The sequence below is a fragment of the Odoribacter sp. genome (genome assembly GCF_985060555.1).
This window is the reverse complement of record NZ_CFKYFN010000101.1, coordinates 62,938-80,795: the sequence shown is the minus strand read 5'-3', so window position 1 is coordinate 80,795 and position 17,858 is coordinate 62,938. Positions and strand designations below refer to the sequence as shown.

Here is a 17,858-nt window from a genome sequence, read left to right as displayed (position 1 = left end):
CAGCGGAGAGGGAGGGATTCGAACCCCCGGACCTGTGACAGTCAACGGTTTTCAAGACCGCCGCGATCGACCACTCTGCCACCTCTCCAATGCGGATGCGAAGATAGAATGAATTTTGAAAAAAAACAAAATAATAAGAGTTTTTTTGTAATTGGTCATTGAGGTGATCGTTGTGATTTAGTTGTTTTGTTTTAATAGATTGATATACAAAATTTTATCTGAACCGATAGATTTATCGGTTCCGGGGATTTTTATAGAAATGTTTTAGCAACAGGTAACCGGCGAGACCGGCGAATACGGAACCGCTGATGATACCTAATTTGGCTTGGTTGAGCAGGGTAGGACCGATGTCGGGGAGCCCGGCATAGGAGAGGTTGGCGATGAACAGGGAGACGGTGAAGCCGATTCCGCCCAACATGGATACACCGAGAAGGCTACGGGCATCCATGTGTTCCGGCATGTTCAGTAATTTGCTTTTCACGGCCAGCCATGTAAATGAGAAGATGCCGAGCAGTTTGCCCAGGACGAGGGCGATGAATACGCTGAGTGTCACTCCTTCGATATCGGCCAGGGTGAAATGTTCGAAAGAGATGCTGGCGTTGGCGAAGGCAAAGAGAGGCATCACCACGTAGTTGACCAGGGGATGCAGGTTATCGTCCATCGATTGCAAGGGACTGATCACTTTGTCGGAGGCCGATTCGACATGACGGAGGATAGCGCGTTCCGAGTTGCTCAGCATGTATTTGTTATTGGCCATGTCGGAGGTTTCGGGAAGCTTTTGCAAGCTGGCCCGGATTTCTCCGACATATTTGTAGATGTTCAGCTTGGGACGTGCCGGGACGGTGAAGGCTACGATGACACCGGCGATGGTCGGATGAATCCCCGAATTCAGGAATAAGTACCACACGACGATGCCGAAGAAGATATAAAACAGCTTGCTGTTGATTCCGGCTTTACCGCCTATCCACAGAATGAAAATAATCCCTAATGCCCAAAGCAAGTATTCCAGGATCAGATTACTGCTGTAAAAGGCTCCGATGACAATGATGCCACCGATATCGTCTACTACGGCGAAAGTGGTCAGGAAGATTTTCAGGCTCAGGGGGATGCGTTTCCCTAGTAAGGATAATACTCCCAATGAGAAAGCGATATCCGTGGCCATCGGGATGGCGGCTCCCCGGCTGACAGGGCCTTCGGGGCAAATCAGGGAAAAGATGAGGATGGGGACGAGCATTCCTCCGCAAGCTGCGACAACCGGAAGTAAAGCTTTGCGGGGTGAAGAGAGTTCACCGACCAGGATCTCCCGTTTGATTTCCAGACCGACGGAGAAGAAGAAGATAGCCATCAGCGCATCGTTGATCAGGGACATGAAGGTCATATTCCCACCGTGGACGTGAAAGAGGTTGATGTCTCCGAATTGTAAAATGACCTCTTTGGCAAAAAAGGCATCGTAGGATTCGCGTAAGGGTGTATTAGCTATGATCATTGCGGCTGCGGCAACGAAAAGCAAGACGGCCCCACCGTTTATCTTTGCTTTGATAAAGTGACGTAGGGGCGATTTGAATATATTATAATCCATAAGTTTTCATTTTTTTGAACCAGAGGGCAAACTGTTCGATTCCTTTCCCGAGTGAGGTGGTGGCCCTGTAATTATAATCGGTATGGAGTTTGGTGGTGTCTGCCCAGGTCTGATACACATCTCCGGGTTGCATGCCGACGAATTCTTTCCGGGCGGTTTTACCCAGATATTGTTCCAGGAGTCCGATAAAATCCATGAGCTGAACCGGAGAACCGTGACCGATGTTATAGATGACGGCCGGTACTCCCGGGACATCTTCCCGCACTAAGCCCGGGTGGTCGAGTATCGTGACGATCCCGGCGATAATATCGTCGATATATGTGAAATCCCGGGATAAACGTCCCTCGTTGAATATCCGGATCGGTTTATCTTCCAGGATAGATCGGCCGAAAAGCATCGGTGCCATGTCCGGGCGTCCCCAGGGACCATAAACGGTGAAAAAGCGTAGTCCGACAGTCTGGAGGCCGTAGAGCCGGGAGTAGGTATAGGCCATCAGTTCGTTACTCTTTTTGGTGGCGGCGTAGATACTGACCGGATGATCGGCCCGCGCATCTTCGCGGAACGGTACTTCGGTCGAATTGCCATATACCGATGACGAAGAAGCGAAAATCAGACGGGGAATATGATGGTGGCGGCAGCCTTCCAATATATGCAGAAAACCCGACACATTGCTGTCGATGTAGGTCTCCGGATGTTCGAGGCTATAACGTACTCCGGCTTGTGCAGCCAGGTTGATTACCGTATCGAAGGTCCGGGAAGCGAAAAGTGCGTCGAGGGCAGGTTTGTCACAGAGGTCCATTTGCCTGAACGTATAATTGGGGTAAAGGGTAGAGCGGTATTCCTGTTCTTGACGGGAAAGATCGATTCCGCATGCTTTTAAACGGGCTTTTTTCAGGGATACGTCGTAATAACTGTTTATCGAGTCGATGCCATAAGTGGCTATGCCTTGCCGGGCAAGAGCTTTTGCGAGGTGGTAACCGATAAATCCGGCACTTCCGGTAATTAAAACTTGCATTAGGTTCGTTGCTTTAATTAAAAAGTAAATTGCTGATTACTTAACAATCGATGTTTATATTTTTGATACAAAGTTAAAAAGTATTTATAACAAAAATAGGTATATCGGATGAAATAAAAAAATTAAGTCGCCATGAATTGACGACTTAAATTACTAACCCTAAACAGAAACAAACTATGAAATTGATTCTTACACAAAGGTAATACTAATTGTGAACGCTTCAAATTAAATATTGTTAATTAGACACAATAAGTATGTGCCTTTTGTGTATGGGGTTAATCACTTTATTATGAGTTGTTTATTCGTCTTCACAAAAGAGCCCTTTTTCTAGCCGGATGGGAATAATCCGGTTGGCTAATCCGGCATCGTAAGGGAGTTTTACTTTGATATAATTGTCTGTGAATCCGCAGATATACTGTCCGATTTTGTTGTCTTCGAACAATACAGGACGGGTTTCCCCTTCGAACCGGTGATAGAAAGCGGTTAATTTTTTTTGTGATACGGAAATCAGCCGGTTTACCCGCCGGTGTTTTTCTTCCTGAGGAACGGTCAGGGGGATATCCAGCGCTTTGGTTCCCTGGCGTTCGGAATAAGGGAATACGTGAAGCCGTGAAATGTCGAGCGTCTCGATGAACCGGAGGGCGTCTTCGAAACAGGCTTCGGTTTCACCCCGCATGCCGGCTATGACATCGACGCCGATAAAAGCATCCGGTAGCAGGTGGCGGATGGTGCGGATCTTACCGGCGAATAATTCCCGGTCATAACGCCGGTGCATGAGCTTCAACACTTCGTCGCTACCCGATTGCAAGGGGATATGGAAATGGGGCATGAAGCGCTTGGAGGTTGCTACAAATTCAATGATTTCGTCGGTCAGCAGGTTGGGCTCGATAGAAGAAATCCTGAACCTGGCAATCTCTTCCTGGCGGTCGAGTTGTTGCAATAGTTGTAAGAAATTCATATCCGTGCCCCGGCCGAAATCGCCGGTATTGACACCGGTGAGTATCACTTCCTGGATCCCTTTGCCGGCCACCTCGCGGAGAGCGTCGAGGATCCGCGGCAGACTGGCACTCCGGCTTCTTCCGCGGGCAAAAGGAATGGTGCAATAAGTGCAGAAATAGTCGCAACCGTCCTGGATTTTCAGGAAACAACGGGTACGGTCGCCGAAAGAGTAGGCCAGGTCGAAATTGCTGATTTTGAAAATATCACACGAGTGAGGTTCTTGCTTTTCCTGTTCTTCGAGGTGTTGCAGGTAGTGGGCGACATTGAATTTTTCTCCGGCCCCCAATACCAGGCTCACTCCGTCGATAGCCATGATTTCTTTCGCTCTGAGCTGGGCATAACATCCGACAACTACGATATAGGCGCCCGGGTTGTGGTGAATAATTTTACGGATCAACTGCCGGCCTTTTTTTTCGGCCATATCGGTCACGCTACAGGTATTGATCACAAAGATATCGGCGCCTTCTTTATCGGCTACGGTTTCAGTGCCTTCTTTTTCAAGGCTGTGCCTGATGGTAGACGTTTCTGAAAAGTTCAGTTTACAACCCAAGGTGATATAAGCGACTTTCTTCCCTGCAATATTCATATTTGTACCGACTGCTATTAAATTTCTATAATCGCTTGCAAAAGTAATGATTTGGCTTGTAATTTGCTATCTTTGTACAGTACTGTTGAGTTTTTATTTTTTACTTTTAACCTTTACCTTTTATGCGTTATTATATTATAGCAGGGGAAGCATCGGGCGATTTGCATGCGTCGAATTTAATCCGGGGGTTACGGGCTGAAGATCCGGAAGCCGACATCCGGGGTTGGGGCGGGGACCTGATGCGTGAGGCAGGAGCGGAGATCGTCCGGCATTACAAAGATACGGCTATCATGGGATTTCTGACCGTATTGAAGAATCTCGGTAAGATCAAGGCCAATATCCGCTTGTGTTGTGAGGATATCCGGAGTTGGAAGCCGGACGTGGTGATCCTGGTGGATTATGCCGGTTTCAACCTGCGTATTGCCCGGTTTGCCAAAGGGATCGGTTTGAAAGTATTTTATTACATTTCGCCGAAGTTGTGGGCCTGGAATACCGGGCGCGTGAAAAAGATCAAGCGGTATGTCGACCGGATGTATACGATTTTTCCTTTTGAAACGGATTTTTACGGGCGCTATCATTATACGGTGGAATACGGAGGTAATCCGCTGGTGGATGCGATCGATGCCCGGCCTTACCGGGAGGAGACTTTTGCCGGGTTTATAAAAGCGAACGATTTACCGGATAAACCGATCATCGCTTTACTGGCCGGCAGCCGGAGCCAGGAGCTGCGTTATGTGCTGCCGGCAATGCTTCGGATGGTGGATCATTTCCCCGATTATCAGTTTGTGATCGCCGGGGCTCCTTCGATGTCGGATGCCGATTATGCTCCTTACCTGAAGGGACGGGAGGTCCGTATTTTGTATGGGCAGACTTATCGTTTGTTGAGTCAGGCGAAAGCGGCTCTGGTTACCTCGGGTACGGCGACCCTGGAAACGGCTTTACTGCGTATTCCCCAAGTGGTTTGTTACAATGGCGAAGGAGGTAGGTTGAGTTATTATTTGTTCAAGACCTTCGTTAAAGTAGACTATATTTCGTTAGTCAACCTGATTTTCGGTGGGGAAGTCGTCAAAGAGCTGATGATGCACCGGCTGACCGAAAGAAATATCCTCAACGAGCTCTCCCGTATCCTGTACAGCGAACGTGACCGGGAGAAAATGCTCCGGAATTACGATGAGGTGATCCGCCGTTTAGGGCAACCCGGAGCTTCGGCCCGGTTTGCTAAAATGATGGTACGGGATGCTAAGAATTTAATCGGTTAAAGCCGGGTTTTAATATAACTTTGTAGTTATTATGTGCTTTTGATATTTTAGTAAACCAGTTTTACATTATCGATCCAGAATTTGGCGTCCGGGGCACCGATGTAGGCTCCGCCATGGCCGGAGGAGAAACGGAGGATAATGTGGGTGGGAGTAGTGTCGGGAGAGGCCCAGCCGATCTCCTGGATGGGGACGATCTTCCCCTGGCTATTGGCGGCATATTGTGTCGATTCACCTTTTACCAGGTCCATATAAGGCTGGTAAAAATCCTTTCCGGTAATATCTCCGTAATGGATTTCTATCCGATGGCCGTTTTGCCATTCTTTTACTTCCTGGTCATAACGTTCGTAGGCTGTGCCGACGCGTTTGGCAAACAGATTCCCTTTTTCGTCTTCCCAGCGGTATTGCAGCAATAGGCTGGCTTCGGCATTATTCTGTTCCGGGATATCGACGATACGGCTGAAACCTGTCGCTTTGATCTGTTTCCCGCCCGGCTCTACTTTATAATCGAATTCCAGGGCTTTCGGTCGTTTCGTGAAAGGAATATTGTTATTGAGTTTGCTTTGCGGATTTTTAGTGTCCCGCACGGGTTCCATCACTTCACCGACAAATATCGTTCCGGTGGCTAATACCGATATATTGATCAATCCAAGCACTTTGACGCGTTCCATACGGGTTTCGAGCCGGGCACAATAACCGGAATCCCTTTTCTCCGGGAATACGGTTACACTGGCTTTCACCACTCCGCTGACTTTAGCCATGACGGTCGACGTAGCCCACGGAGATATACTGTTTTTATAAGGGGTGTTGTTTTTCAGCGTATCGCCCGGTGTGATCTCATACAGATATTTTGTATTTCCTCCGATAACAAGGGATTCGTCGACTACCCGTACCATCCACTGATTCATATCTCCGTAAGGAAATAATTCGGTGGTATCGTTTTGTGCACGCAACTGTCCGGCAAAGGATAGCATAATAAACAGGCTGTATATCGGTTTCATAGTAACAGATTTTAATTGAAATAGATGTATTGCCCCTTTGCTAACAAAAAAGATGCCAATATTAATGTGAAAATATGTAAATGCTAAAATAATTATCGGGTGAATCGGGGGATTCGTCGTGAAAAAGGGGGAATGTATATATTTAAATTGTAGGGGGGGAGAACAGAAAATACATTTGTAACGTGAAAATGAACTTAAAAGATACATTATGAATGCATATTGGAAAGGGATAGTCCTGGGACTGGTCGTGTTGTCCGCCCCGGTGATGGCTCAGGAAAAACCGGCTGTGTGGGATTTGAAATCCTGCATTAATTATGCCCGGGCACATAATATTCAGATTCGGCAAAGTCGGATCGCATGGGAAGAAAGTTTAGAAAATACGAAGCAGGCTAAAGCGGACCGGCTGCCTTCTCTTTCTTTTACAACGGCTCACAATTATGTGAACCGTCCCCGTCCCGAAGCCGGTGATAAAAATTCGTATTCCGGAAGTTATAACCTGAATTCTTCCGTATCTCTGTTCGAAGGAGGAAAAATCCGGAAGAACGTACAACAGATGGACCTGCAAAATGAGGTGCAGGGGTTGACGATCAAGGAATCTGAAAATAACATCGAACTGGCGATTACCCAAGCATTTGTCCAGGTATTGTATGCTGACGAAGCGGTGAAAATTAACGAAGGGACGGTAGAAGTTTCCAAAGCCCAGCGGGATCGTGGCAAAGCTTTATTGGAGGCTGGAGCATTATCGAAAGCCGATCTCGCTCAGCTGGAAGCTCAGTATGCCACCGATAAATATCAGTTGGTTGTAGCCCGGACAACGCTCGCAAATGCTCAGCTGGAATTGAAACAATTGCTCGAATTAGGGGTGAACGACCAGATGGAACTGGCTATTCCGCAATTGACAGATGAAAGCGTGTTGGTCGTTTTACCGTCTAAAGAGAGTGTTTACCTGACTTCGCTGGGAATCATGCCGGAAGTGAAATACAACCAATTGAATATCCGGGTAGCGAATCTGGAGAAGGAGAAAGCGTGGGCGGGATATTTACCTGACGTTACCTTGTCTGCCGGTTTAGGAACCAGTCATGTTTCGGGTATCGGCACGGGGTTCGGGACACAGACGAAACACAATTGGAGTGAAAATATCGGTTTGACGCTGAATATACCGATTTTTAATAAACGTTCGACCAAGACGGCGGTCAATCTGGCTAAACTGAATATCGAGAATGCCCAACTCAATTATGAGAACGTACAGAAAGAATTACTGAAATCGGTAGAGACGGTTTATCAGGATGCGGTATCGGCGCAGAACCGTTTCCGTTCGGCCCGGGAGAATCTGACCGCTACAGAATTGTCTTTCGAGCTTACTCAGGAACAGTTTTTCCTGAAAGCAAAAAATACGGTAGAATTGATGACGGAGAAAAACAACTTGCTGGCTGCCCGGCTCGAGTTGATACAAGCCAAATATATGGCAATCCTGAATCAGCAATTGTTGAATTTCTATCAGGGTATAGAGATCAGTATCCAATGATAGAGGTATGTGAGAACCAAGTGATTGTATGACAATATAAAAAAGAATATATGAAAAAAGGGAAATTAATAACGATCGGGGGAGCTATCGTAGTTCTGGCCTTGTGCGGATATTTCTTTATGGGTACTTCTTCAAAAGGGAAAATCAGTTTTCAGACTGAAAAAGTGACCCGTAATTCGATGACGGATGTCGTAGTGGCGACAGGGACGGTAGAGCCGGTGACCAAGGTGGATGTCGGTACGCAGGTTTCGGGTATCATCGACCGTATCTATGTCGACTACAATAGTGTTGTGAAAAAAGGGCAGCTGATTGCCGAGATGGATAAGGTGACCTTACAGGCAGAACTGGAATCGCAGGAAGCTCAGCTGGCGAATGCCAAAGCAGAATACGAGTATCAGCAAAAAAATTATGCCCGCAGTAAAGTGCTGTTCGAAAAGCAACTGATCAGCGACAGCGATTATGAAGAGGCGACGTATAATTATGAAAAGGCTAAAAGTGCCTATGAAAAGTCGAAAGCCGATATTGTAAAGGTGAGAAGAAATTTGGGATATGCCGTGATTACCAGTCCGATAGATGGTGTCGTTATCAGTAGGGAAGTGGAAGAAGGACAGACGGTGGCTGCCGGATTCGAAACTCCGACTTTGTTTACCATTGCTAAAGATTTGACGGAGATGCAGGTGATTGCAGACGTGGATGAGGCCGATATCGGCGAAATACGCGAAGGACAGCGGGTTACCTTTACCGTAGATGCCTACCGGAACGATGCGTTCGAAGGGGTTGTGACTCAGGTACGGCTGGAGGCTACCGTGGAATCGAATGTGGTGACCTACGAAGTGGTGATCAGTGCACCTAATCCGGATCTGAAACTGAAACCGGGATTGACGGCTACCGTGTCGATTTATACACTGGAGAAGAATAACGTATTGACTATTCCTCCCAAAGCATTGAAATTTATGCCCGATCAGGCTTTGGCCGAAGCTAATGGAATCGTACTGAAACCGATCCATGTGGATAATTCTGCCTTACAGAAAACAGTGTGGGTGAAGAATGGACAAACGTTGGAAGAAAAAGAAGTACAGACGGCTACTGCGACGACTTCACTCCTGGAGATCACCGGTGGCCTCGCTGAGGGAGACGAGATTGTCGTGGCGATGGAACAATCCGGTAAAAAAGCGATGGGAACTCCGCAACCCGGAGAAACAGAATCCAGTCCCTTTATGCCGAAACCACCGGGACAAGATAAGAAGAGTAAGAAGTAAAATGTAAAAGGCTATAGGCTGGAAGCTATAGGCTAAAAGATGGGGAGGAGGAGATAAGGGGGAGTTGCGGGAAATTGGTGGAGAAGGTAAATCGATGATTTAGAAAGTAGAGGAACTTAGTAACTCATTAACTCAGCAACTTAGTAACTTAGTAACTCAATAACTCAGCAACTCAATAACTCAGCAACTCAGTAACTCAATAACTCAGCAACTCAGTAACTCAATAACTCACACACAATGAATGCTATAATTGAATTAAAAGATATCAAGCGTGATTTTCTGGTAGGAAATGAGACGGTACATGCTTTGCGGGGGGTATCCTTTGCTATTCAGCCGGGAGAATTCGTGACGATCATGGGGACCAGCGGATCGGGGAAATCTACTTTACTGAATGTGCTGGGGTGTCTGGATACGCCGACAGCCGGGGAGTATTGGCTGGACGGGTATTCGGTCCGGCAGATGGGAAAGAATGAGCGGGCGGAGCTGAGGAATCATAAGATCGGTTTTGTATTCCAGTCTTATAACCTGCTTCCGAAGACTACTTCGATCGAGAATGTCGAGCTTCCGTTGATGTATAATCCGGCGGTTTCGGCTAAGGAACGGGAAAGACGGGCGATAGAAGCGCTCGATTCGGTAGGGTTACATGACCGGTTGTATCATAAGTCGAATCAGATGTCCGGAGGACAGCAGCAACGGGTGGCTATAGCCCGGGCGTTGGTGAACGATCCGGTATTGATTTTGGCCGATGAGGCTACGGGAAACCTGGATACCCGTACTTCTTTCGAGATTCTGACGTTGTTTCAGGAATTGTATGCCCGGGGGAGGACTATTGTTTTTGTCACCCATAATCCCGAATTATCGGCGTATAGCAGCCGGACTATCGTGTTGAAGGATGGGCGGGTGATTCAGGATACCCGGAATGAAAAGATTGCTTCGGCTAAAGAGACGCTGGCCGCTTTACCGAAGAATGAGGATTAATTAAATCGAAATACAATGAATTTTGCGAATTTATTCAGGATTGCTTTGCGGGCCCTGGGGAATAATAAGATGCGGGGATTTCTGACGATGTTGGGGATCATTATCGGTGTCGCTTCGGTGATTACCATGCTGGCTATCGGTCAGGGATCTAAGCGGAGTATCCGTGCTCAGATCGCGGAGATGGGTTCTAATATGATCATGATTCATCCGGGTGCGGATATGCGGGGAGGGGTACGGCAAGATCCGGCTGCCATGCAAAGTCTGAAACTGGACGATTATCAGGCGATTGTCGATGAAACCCGTTATGTTTCGGCTTGTTCGCCATCGGTGAGTAGCAGTGGACAAGCGATCTACGGATCCAATAATTATCCGACCAGTATCTATGGGATAAATCCGGATTATCTTGAAATTCGTAAATATACCCTGGCGGAAGGGGATATGTTTACGGAGGAGGATATTCTCGGATCGGCGAAAGTCTGTGTCGTCGGGAAAACGATCGTGGATAATCTGTTTACCAATGGGGAAAATCCGGTGGGGCAAATTATCCGCTTCGGAAAAATACCTTTCCGTATTATCGGAGTCCTGACATCGAAAGGTTATAATACAATGGGGATGGACCAGGATGATCTTATCTTAGCACCTTATACAACCGTCCAGAAACGTATCCTGGCCATCACCCATTTACAAAGTATATTCTGTTCGGCGCTTTCTGAAGATCAGACCGAACTGGCAGAAGAGGAGATTGCGAGTATCCTGCGCAGGAATCACAGGCTGAAAGAATCGGATGACGATGATTTTAACATCCGTTCCCAACAAGAACTGAGCTCGATGATGAATTCCACAACGGACATGATGACGATGTTGTTGGCTTGTATTGCGGGGATCTCTTTACTGGTCGGCGGTATCGGGATTATGAACATCATGTATGTGTCGGTAACCGAACGTACCCGGGAGATCGGCTTGAGAATGTCTATCGGAGCGAAGGGGCGGGATATTCTGGCCCAGTTCCTGATCGAGGCGATTCTGATCAGTGTGACCGGTGGATTGATCGGTGTGGTGTTCGGTATCGGAGCCTCGTGGGTGGTCAAGTTGGTTGCGGGATGGCCGGTATATGTGCAACTGTATTCTGTCGTACTGTCATTTGTGGTCTGTACGGTGACGGGAATCTTCTTCGGTTGGTATCCGGCACAGAAAGCTTCTAATCTCGATCCGATCGAAGCGATCCGGTATGAGTAGTTTATTTACCGGTTGATCCGGTAAATAAACAAATAAATCTTTATCTTTGTAATATGAGTGACAAGAATAAAATTTTAAAGTTTCTGATCCAGGTGATCGGCTGGGGATTGGTATTCGGCTTCCCTCTTTTTTTCACCTGGAAAGAGGGAAATCCGATGACCTGGGTTAAATTTCTGGGGTATGTCGGTGTTCCCATCGCTTTTATTACTGTATTTTATGCCAATTATTTTATTTTTATCGATCGCTTGTTGTTCCGGAAAAGGTTATTGGTATTTATTATTGTCAATTTATTCCTTTTTGTGTTGCTGAGCTTATGTTTACATGGATGGCAGGAGTATTATTTTATTCATTTTGTCAATGAGGGACCGAGGCATTCGAGACCTTTTCCTCCACGGAGTGTTTTTATTATCCGGGATGGAGTGATGATGGCTTTGGTGGCGGCTCTGAGTGTCGCTATCCGGATGACCGAAAACTGGTATATCCTCGAGCAAGAAAAAAAAGAATTGGAAAATGCCCGTTCCGAAGCGGAATTGCAGAATCTGAAAAGCCAGCTGAACCCTCATTTCCTGTTCAATACCCTCAATAATATTTATTCCCTGATCGCTATCGATCCTGACCGGGCCCAGTTTGCCGTCCATGATCTGAGCCGGCTGTTGCGGCATGTGCTGTATGAAGACAATCAGAAATTCGTATCGCTCGATCATGAATTGAATTTCATGAAGAGTTATATCGAGTTGATGAGTCTGAGGTTGTCGGGAAATGTAGAGTTGAAGGTCGATTTGCCGGACGATGGGAAAGGTGTGCTGGTCGCTCCGTTGTTGTTTATCACTTTGATCGAAAACGCTTTTAAACACGGAGTGAGCCCCACGGAGCCTTCTTTTATTCATATCCGTTTCAATTGGTTGGAAAATTCAGGAATCTGCTGTTATATTGAAAACAGTTATTTTCCCAAGAAAGAAACCGACCGGAGCGGATCGGGGATCGGACTGGAAAATTTAAAAAAACGACTGGATTTATTGTATCCCGGAAAATATGATTTGCGGACAGAACGGGAGGGAAACAAATTTGTCGCTCAATTAAAGATCGGAAGTTGAAACGGATGGAACTGAATTGTTTGATAGTCGATGATGAGCCTTTGGCTTTGGATTTGATGGAGAGTTACGTCAAGCGGACACCTTTTTTGAAATTGGTTGCCCGTTGCTCGAATGCTTTGGAGGTGTTGCAGGTGTTACGCGAAGAGGCGGTGGATCTGATCTTCCTCGATATCCAGATGCCTGAACTGAATGGGTTGGAATTGTCCCGGGTGTTGGATAAACAGATCAAAGTGATTTTTACAACCGCCTTCGAACAGTATGCTTTGGAAGGTTTCCGGGTGGATGCGCTGGACTATTTATTGAAGCCGGTCAGCTATCCTGAATTTTTAAAGGCCGCTAACAAGGCGTTGAATTGGTTTGAGAAAACCCGTGAAACGCAGGGGGACAGTCTGGAAGAGGATTGTATTTTTGTAAAATCGGATTATAAACTGGTCAAGGTCGAATTGGCTAAAATTTGTTATATCGAGGGTTTGAAGGATTATGTAAAAATATACCTCGAAGGGGTGACTTCGCCTATCGTTTCGCTTATCAGTATGAAATCGCTTGAAGAGATGTTGCCGGCTTCTTTTTGCCGGGTACACCGTTCTTTTATCGTCAATCTGAATCGGATCACTGTCATCGAGCGAAACCGGATCGTTTTCGGAAAGACTTATATTCCGATAGCAGATTCCTCGAAAGATAAATTTATGGAATTCCTCAATAAGCGGACGATCAAGTGAACGGAATTAGGGTTTAAATGCTAATTTTGTGGCCAAATTACGTGGTTTATGTCACACTTACCTACATTAATTACGGATCTGGCTCTTATACTGGCTTCAGCCGGATTGATGACCCTGATATTCAAGCGTCTGAAACAACCATCGGTATTAGGGTATATCGTGGCCGGTATTCTTGCCGGACCGCATATCACGTTAACCCCGACGGTTATCGACAGCGGAAATATTCAGACCTGGGCAGATATCGGGGTGGTATTCCTGTTGTTTGCTTTGGGATTGGAATTCAGTTTTAAAAAGTTAATGAAGGTAGGAGGTCCTGCTATCATCGCTGCTCTGACTATCATTGTGGGTATGGTGGTTTTGGGTTTTATCGTCGGGGTAGCGATGGGATGGAAACAGATGGACAGTATCTTTCTGGGAGGTATGCTGGCCATGTCGTCGACTTCGATTATCTATAAGGCTTTCGAGGATTTGGGGTTGCGGACACAACGTTTTACGGGGCTGGTGTTCGGAATTTTAGTCATCGAGGACCTGGTCGCTATCGTCTTGATGGTGATGCTTTCTACGATGGCTGTCAGTAAGAATTTCGAAGGGATGGAAATGGTGTATAGTATCGGGAAACTCTTGTTCTTTTTGCTGTTGTGGTTCCTGACCGGGATTTATATTATTCCTACTTTTTTCAGGCGTACCCGTTTGCTGATGGGCGACGAGACCTTGCTGATCGTCTCTCTCGGTTTGTGTTTCCTGATGGTAGTGTTCGCTACAGCCGTCGGTTTCTCTTCTGCTTTGGGGGCTTTCGTGATGGGGTCTATTCTGGCCGAGACGATCGAAGCGGAAAAAATAGAACGTTTGGTGAAACCGGTGAAAGATTTGTTTGCCGCGATATTTTTTGTTTCAGTGGGGATGATGGTCGATCCGGGGATGATCGCCCAATATATCTGGCCGATTGTGATTATTACGCTTACCGTTTTGATCGGACAGTCGGTATTCGGTACCCTGGGAGTGGTATTGGCCGGTCAACCGCTGAAGACGGCTTTGCAGTCGGGATTTTGTCTGACGCAGATCGGGGAGTTCGCTTTTATTATCGCCGGCTTGGGCATGACGATGCACGTGACCAGTAATTTTTTGTACCCGATCGTGATCGCTGTAGCCGTCATAACGACATTTCTGACTCCTTATATGATCCGGGCTGCCGAGCCGGCTTATCCTTATGTCGAAAAACATTTGCCACGGAAATGGAAGCGTTTTATCGAGCATTATACTTCCGGTACCCGGGTGGTCAATCATGAAAGTAACTGGAAGCGTTTACTGACCTCGCTGATCCGGATAATGGTAATTTATTCGGTGATCATCATCGCTATTCTGATTCTCTCGTTTCAATTTCTGGTGCCCTTGATCCGGGGATCGCTGCCCGGCTTTTGGGGAGGGTTGTTGTGTGCCGTTCTGATTTTGTTATTGATCGCACCTTTTTTGCGGGCTATCGTAGCCAAGAAAAACCATTCGGCCGAGTTTCAAACCCTGTGGAACGATGGATATTTTAGCCGGGCTTATTTGGTGTCGCTGGTCATATTCCGTTTCGTGATAGCGATATTGTATGTCATGGTGGTGATCGTGTCGCTTTTTAAAGCTTCTATCGCTTTGTTGCTGGGAGTGGCTTGCGTGTTGGTGGCCGGGATGTTTTATTCCCGTTACCTGAAAAAGCAGTCTATCCAGATCGAACGGCATTTTTTGCGGAATTTCCGGGTAAGAGAGGTGTATGCCCGGCATGCCGGAACACGGCTGCCTCCGAAATTTGCCGGACATCTGCTGTCACGGGATTTACATATGGCCGATTTTATAATTCCGTCCGAATCGTTGTGGGCCGGATATACGTTGGCCGATCTGGCTTTGGGAAGTCGTTTCGGGGTGATGGTCGTCGCTGTTTTCAGGGGACAGAGTTGTATCAATATTCCGGGTGGTAAAGAACGCTTGTTTCCACAAGACCGGGTGCAGGTGATCGGTAGTGACGAGCAGCTGGAACGTTTTGGGAATAAACTGCAGTCCATGACCTTGCCACCGATGGATTCAGACCTGACACAGAGCGAAGTATGCCTGAAACAGTTTGTGGTCACCGAAGATTCTCCTTTTAACGGGAAGAGTATCCGGGATTCCGGAATCCGGGACAAACACAAATGTGTCGTAGTGGGTGTGGAACGGGGAACGGCCTCGTTAAGAAATCCGGATGCCGATACGGTGTTCGAAGCCGGCGATCTGGTTTGGGTAGTGGGGGAGGAAATGAATGTATACGAACTGATCCATTAATCCGCTTTCCGGTTGGTCCGCCATAAGAAAAAGAGGGCGATCAGTGTGGCCATCAGGTCGGCGAAGGGGATGGCCAGCCAGATGCCTGTCAGTCCCCACCAGTGTGAAAACAGTCCCAGGGCCGGGATCAGAAATAAGAATTGACGGGAAATATTCATGGTGATGGCTTTAGGTGCCTGCCGGATCGACTGGAAATAGCTGGTGACGATCAGTTGAAACCCTAACAGGGGCATGGCGAGAAAAGTATACCGCAGCCCCTCTTCGCTGAGTTGTAGCAGAGTCGGATCGGAAGTAAAGGCTTTGACCAACCAGGGAGCGAATGCTTCGCCGATTATAAAGCCGCAACAGGCGATCAGACTTCCCGTACGGATGGCTTTCCGCAGGATATGGAGCGTCATCTGCCGATGGCCCGCTGCATAAAAATAACCGATGACAGACTGCATGCCCTGGCATATTCCCATGAGCAACATAGAGACCTGGATGGAATAACTACTGATGATCCCATAGGCTCCGATAGCGTAATCTCCTCCGTTGTTTTCCAGATAGCGGTTCATAATGATATTCACCATACCTGTGGTGATGTTCATGATAAAAGCGGCCATACCGATTCCGACGATGGAAACTAAGATCGGAAACCGGGGAGAGAAACATTTACTTTGGAGTTTCAGGATATTGGACGGACTTCTGAAATGACGGATCACCAATACTGAGCTGATGCACATAGATAGGGCTGTTGCAATGGCTGCTCCTTCAATGCCCAGGCCGAAACCGAAAATGAAGATCGGGTCCAGGATAATATTGGCAATCACTCCCGCGAAGACGATGGTCATCGATTTGCGGGAAAAACCGGAGGCACGGATGGCATGGCAATAGGTGAAATTCAGATTCGTCAGCAAGCTGGCCGGGATCAGAATAGACATGTATTTACGGGCATAGGGGATAGTTTGCCCGCTTCCTCCGAAGATATCCAGGATAAAGTCCAGATGATACAGGGAGTAAACGATCAGAATCGTAGATAACAGGATATTCAATACAGTGGCATTTCCCAGGATACGGCAGGCCAGGGAACGGTTGCCTAAAGAAATCGAAGTGGAAATGCGGGCAGCAGCTCCGACTCCGGTCAGGGTGCCGACGGTACTCAACAAAGAAACACAAGGAAGCGTCAGGGCCAGTCCGCAGATAGCCAAAGCGCCGGCTCCCTGCCCGATGAATATCCGGTCGACTATGTTGTACAAGGCCATGACCACCATGTTGAACATAGCCGGGTAAACATAGCTCCTGAAGAACTTGCGGATGCTTTGTTTTTCTTCGGTATAATTGGGAAACAGATCTGCCAAGATAGATTTCGTATGATTAAGTCCACAAAAGTAGTGTAAATTCCATAAAATGTCATACATTTACGTAGTTTTATGTCTTCTTCAGACAGTGCCAGTATATTATCCATATGCAACTTCCGATAAGAGTATATTATGGGAATATGGCACAAAGGTACTCAAATTCCCTCAAAAAAGTGAAGGTTTACTTATTAAATAAGGTGAAGATAGCGTTTTTGCCCCCTTTTTTGCGTCAAAATACCACCTTGACCTTATCTTTTCCTTACCTTTTTGGCTTATTTGTGCTATAACTATTTGTCTGGCGACACATGAACATTGGAACTATTGGTTAATGTATTCAGCAACACTCCTTTTTCACACGTTGAATAGTGCTGATGCCTTTTTCTGACGACTTTCCCACGTCCCTGATGGCATAGTCTTTCTTCAAAAGGGAAATGGCTTCCCTGTATTCTTCTTTCTTTTGGTCGGCTGATTTCTTTGAGCCGGGCTTGCGTCCCAGCTTGTCACATTAAGTGATATACTGCTTACTGCCTGACTGTAGGCGGTAGGTGATGCTATCTCTCTCCAGTTGTGTACAAGTGGAGAGCGTTGCCAACATAACAAGAACAAATATGGATGGCTTAAATAATATGAATAATACAAGTAATATGAGTAATACGCTCTTAAATCTATCTAAAACGCAAATAAAGAAGCAGAAAACCATAAAAATATGTGGTTATTTCAGAGAAAACCAGTACCTTTGCATCATAAACAACGATAAATAGGCATAATGGCACAGGACATCAATCGGCTAAAGGTGGTTTTAGCCGAACAAAAGAGAACAAATAAGTGGCTGGCTGAGCAGTTAGGAAAAGATCCTGCTTCGGTGAGCAAATGGTGTACCAATGCATCACAACCCAGCTTGGAGACTTTGGTGGAAATCGCCAGAAGCCTCAATGTTGATGTGAAGGATTTGCTTTGGTCAACGAAAGAACGATAA

General features: G+C 46.7%; 14 protein-coding genes and 1 tRNA gene. 9 read left to right on the top strand and 6 right to left on the bottom strand.

The genetic code is table 11. From position 1 onward, the window contains the following. Nucleotides 1–3: 3 nt before the first annotated feature. The 4 genes from AC5RDS_RS13830 to mtaB all read right to left on the bottom strand — a co-directional run bounded on the left by AC5RDS_RS13830 (nt 4) and on the right by mtaB (nt 4,179). A tRNA-Ser gene (locus AC5RDS_RS13830) sits at nt 4–88 on the bottom strand. Between the two features lie 144 nt (nt 89–232). Beyond that, a complete protein-coding gene (gene nhaA, locus AC5RDS_RS13825) occupies nt 233–1,579 on the bottom strand; it encodes a Na+/H+ antiporter NhaA (RefSeq protein ID WP_217774218.1) in 1,347 nt (448 codons plus the stop codon). Then, a complete protein-coding gene (locus AC5RDS_RS13820; protein WP_494222375.1) occupies nt 1,569–2,594 on the bottom strand; it encodes an NAD-dependent epimerase/dehydratase family protein in 1,026 nt (341 codons plus the stop codon). Before AC5RDS_RS13820 ends, nhaA begins: the two co-directional genes overlap by 11 nt. 298 nt (nt 2,595–2,892) lie before the next feature. Then, nucleotides 2,893–4,179 carry a tRNA (N(6)-L-threonylcarbamoyladenosine(37)-C(2))-methylthiotransferase MtaB gene (mtaB, locus tag AC5RDS_RS13815; protein ID WP_013610667.1) on the bottom strand — a complete coding sequence of 429 codons (1,287 nt, stop codon included), beginning with the start codon at nt 4,177–4,179 and terminating at the stop codon, nt 2,893–2,895. A gap of 122 nt (nt 4,180–4,301) precedes the next feature. Here mtaB and lpxB point away from each other — a divergent pair, with 122 nt between their 5' ends. Next, the gene (lpxB, locus tag AC5RDS_RS13810; protein WP_013610668.1) at nt 4,302–5,438 is read left to right on the top strand and encodes a lipid-A-disaccharide synthase; all 1,137 of its coding nucleotides are present in this window, start codon (nt 4,302–4,304) and stop codon (nt 5,436–5,438) included. Nucleotides 5,439–5,485: 47 nt separating this feature from the next. On the opposite strand, the gene AC5RDS_RS13805 is transcribed toward lpxB, so the two are convergent. Beyond that, a complete protein-coding gene (locus AC5RDS_RS13805) occupies nt 5,486–6,436 on the bottom strand; it encodes a PCMD domain-containing protein (protein WP_013610669.1) in 951 nt (316 codons plus the stop codon). Nucleotides 6,437–6,644: 208 nt separating this feature from the next. On the opposite strand from AC5RDS_RS13805, the gene AC5RDS_RS13800 reads away from it, so the two are divergent. From AC5RDS_RS13800 to AC5RDS_RS13770, 7 genes are all read left to right on the top strand, one after another. Beyond that, nucleotides 6,645–7,961 (top strand): TolC family protein, encoded by a 1,317-nt coding sequence (locus tag AC5RDS_RS13800; protein ID WP_013610670.1) that lies wholly within the window; start codon nt 6,645–6,647, stop codon nt 7,959–7,961. 50 nt (nt 7,962–8,011) lie between these two features. After that, nucleotides 8,012–9,220, top strand: coding sequence for an efflux RND transporter periplasmic adaptor subunit (locus AC5RDS_RS13795; protein ID WP_118113187.1), 1,209 nt, complete (start codon nt 8,012–8,014; stop codon nt 9,218–9,220). A 237-nt stretch (nt 9,221–9,457) separates the two neighbouring features. Continuing rightward, nucleotides 9,458–10,198 carry an ABC transporter ATP-binding protein gene (locus AC5RDS_RS13790; protein WP_013610672.1) on the top strand — a complete coding sequence of 247 codons (741 nt, stop codon included), beginning with the start codon at nt 9,458–9,460 and terminating at the stop codon, nt 10,196–10,198. Nucleotides 10,199–10,213: 15 nt separating this feature from the next. Then, the gene (locus tag AC5RDS_RS13785; RefSeq protein ID WP_013610673.1) at nt 10,214–11,434 is read left to right on the top strand and encodes an ABC transporter permease; all 1,221 of its coding nucleotides are present in this window, start codon (nt 10,214–10,216) and stop codon (nt 11,432–11,434) included. A gap of 53 nt (nt 11,435–11,487) precedes the next feature. Next, nucleotides 11,488–12,528, top strand: a complete 1,041-nt coding sequence (locus tag AC5RDS_RS13780; RefSeq protein WP_195305656.1) for a sensor histidine kinase — start codon at nt 11,488–11,490, stop codon at nt 12,526–12,528. Between the two features lie 5 nt (nt 12,529–12,533). Continuing rightward, nucleotides 12,534–13,247 (top strand): LytR/AlgR family response regulator transcription factor, encoded by a 714-nt coding sequence (locus AC5RDS_RS13775; protein ID WP_013610675.1) that lies wholly within the window; start codon nt 12,534–12,536, stop codon nt 13,245–13,247. A 48-nt stretch (nt 13,248–13,295) separates the two neighbouring features. After that, nucleotides 13,296–15,545: a cation:proton antiporter gene (locus AC5RDS_RS13770; protein WP_195203611.1), complete on the top strand. Its 2,250-nt coding sequence runs from the start codon at nt 13,296–13,298 to the stop codon at nt 15,543–15,545. Here the strand turns inward: AC5RDS_RS13770 and AC5RDS_RS13765 are convergent. Continuing rightward, complete coding sequence (locus tag AC5RDS_RS13765) at nt 15,542–16,882, bottom strand: MATE family efflux transporter (RefSeq protein ID WP_262706769.1); 1,341 nt, start codon at nt 16,880–16,882, stop codon at nt 15,542–15,544. The two genes, AC5RDS_RS13770 and AC5RDS_RS13765, sit on opposite strands and share 4 nt — an antisense overlap. A 766-nt stretch (nt 16,883–17,648) precedes the next feature. On the opposite strand from AC5RDS_RS13765, the gene AC5RDS_RS13760 reads away from it, so the two are divergent. Then, entirely contained in the window at nt 17,649–17,858 is a 210-nt protein-coding gene (locus AC5RDS_RS13760; protein ID WP_091824851.1) for a helix-turn-helix domain-containing protein, read from the top strand.

What these genes read in the sequence shown, in the direction of transcription:
- AC5RDS_RS13775 (WP_013610675.1), top strand. Translation starts at nt 12,534, where the DNA reads ATGGAACTGAATTGTTTGATAGTCGATGATGAGCCTTTGGCTTTGGAT.
- nhaA (WP_217774218.1), bottom strand. Translation starts at nt 1,579, where the DNA reads ATGGATTATAATATATTCAAATCGCCCCTACGTCACTTTATCAAAGCA.
- AC5RDS_RS13785 (WP_013610673.1), top strand. Translation starts at nt 10,214, where the DNA reads ATGAATTTTGCGAATTTATTCAGGATTGCTTTGCGGGCCCTGGGGAAT.
- AC5RDS_RS13770 (WP_195203611.1), top strand. Translation starts at nt 13,296, where the DNA reads ATGTCACACTTACCTACATTAATTACGGATCTGGCTCTTATACTGGCT.
- AC5RDS_RS13820 (WP_494222375.1), bottom strand. Translation starts at nt 2,594, where the DNA reads ATGCAAGTTTTAATTACCGGAAGTGCCGGATTTATCGGTTACCACCTC.
- AC5RDS_RS13795 (WP_118113187.1), top strand. Translation starts at nt 8,012, where the DNA reads ATGAAAAAAGGGAAATTAATAACGATCGGGGGAGCTATCGTAGTTCTG.
- AC5RDS_RS13790 (WP_013610672.1), top strand. Translation starts at nt 9,458, where the DNA reads ATGAATGCTATAATTGAATTAAAAGATATCAAGCGTGATTTTCTGGTA.
- AC5RDS_RS13760 (WP_091824851.1), top strand. Translation starts at nt 17,649, where the DNA reads ATGGCACAGGACATCAATCGGCTAAAGGTGGTTTTAGCCGAACAAAAG.
- AC5RDS_RS13780 (WP_195305656.1), top strand. Translation starts at nt 11,488, where the DNA reads ATGAGTGACAAGAATAAAATTTTAAAGTTTCTGATCCAGGTGATCGGC.
- lpxB (WP_013610668.1), top strand. Translation starts at nt 4,302, where the DNA reads ATGCGTTATTATATTATAGCAGGGGAAGCATCGGGCGATTTGCATGCG.
- AC5RDS_RS13800 (WP_013610670.1), top strand. Translation starts at nt 6,645, where the DNA reads ATGAATGCATATTGGAAAGGGATAGTCCTGGGACTGGTCGTGTTGTCC.
- mtaB (WP_013610667.1), bottom strand. Translation starts at nt 4,179, where the DNA reads ATGAATATTGCAGGGAAGAAAGTCGCTTATATCACCTTGGGTTGTAAA.
- AC5RDS_RS13805 (WP_013610669.1), bottom strand. Translation starts at nt 6,436, where the DNA reads ATGAAACCGATATACAGCCTGTTTATTATGCTATCCTTTGCCGGACAG.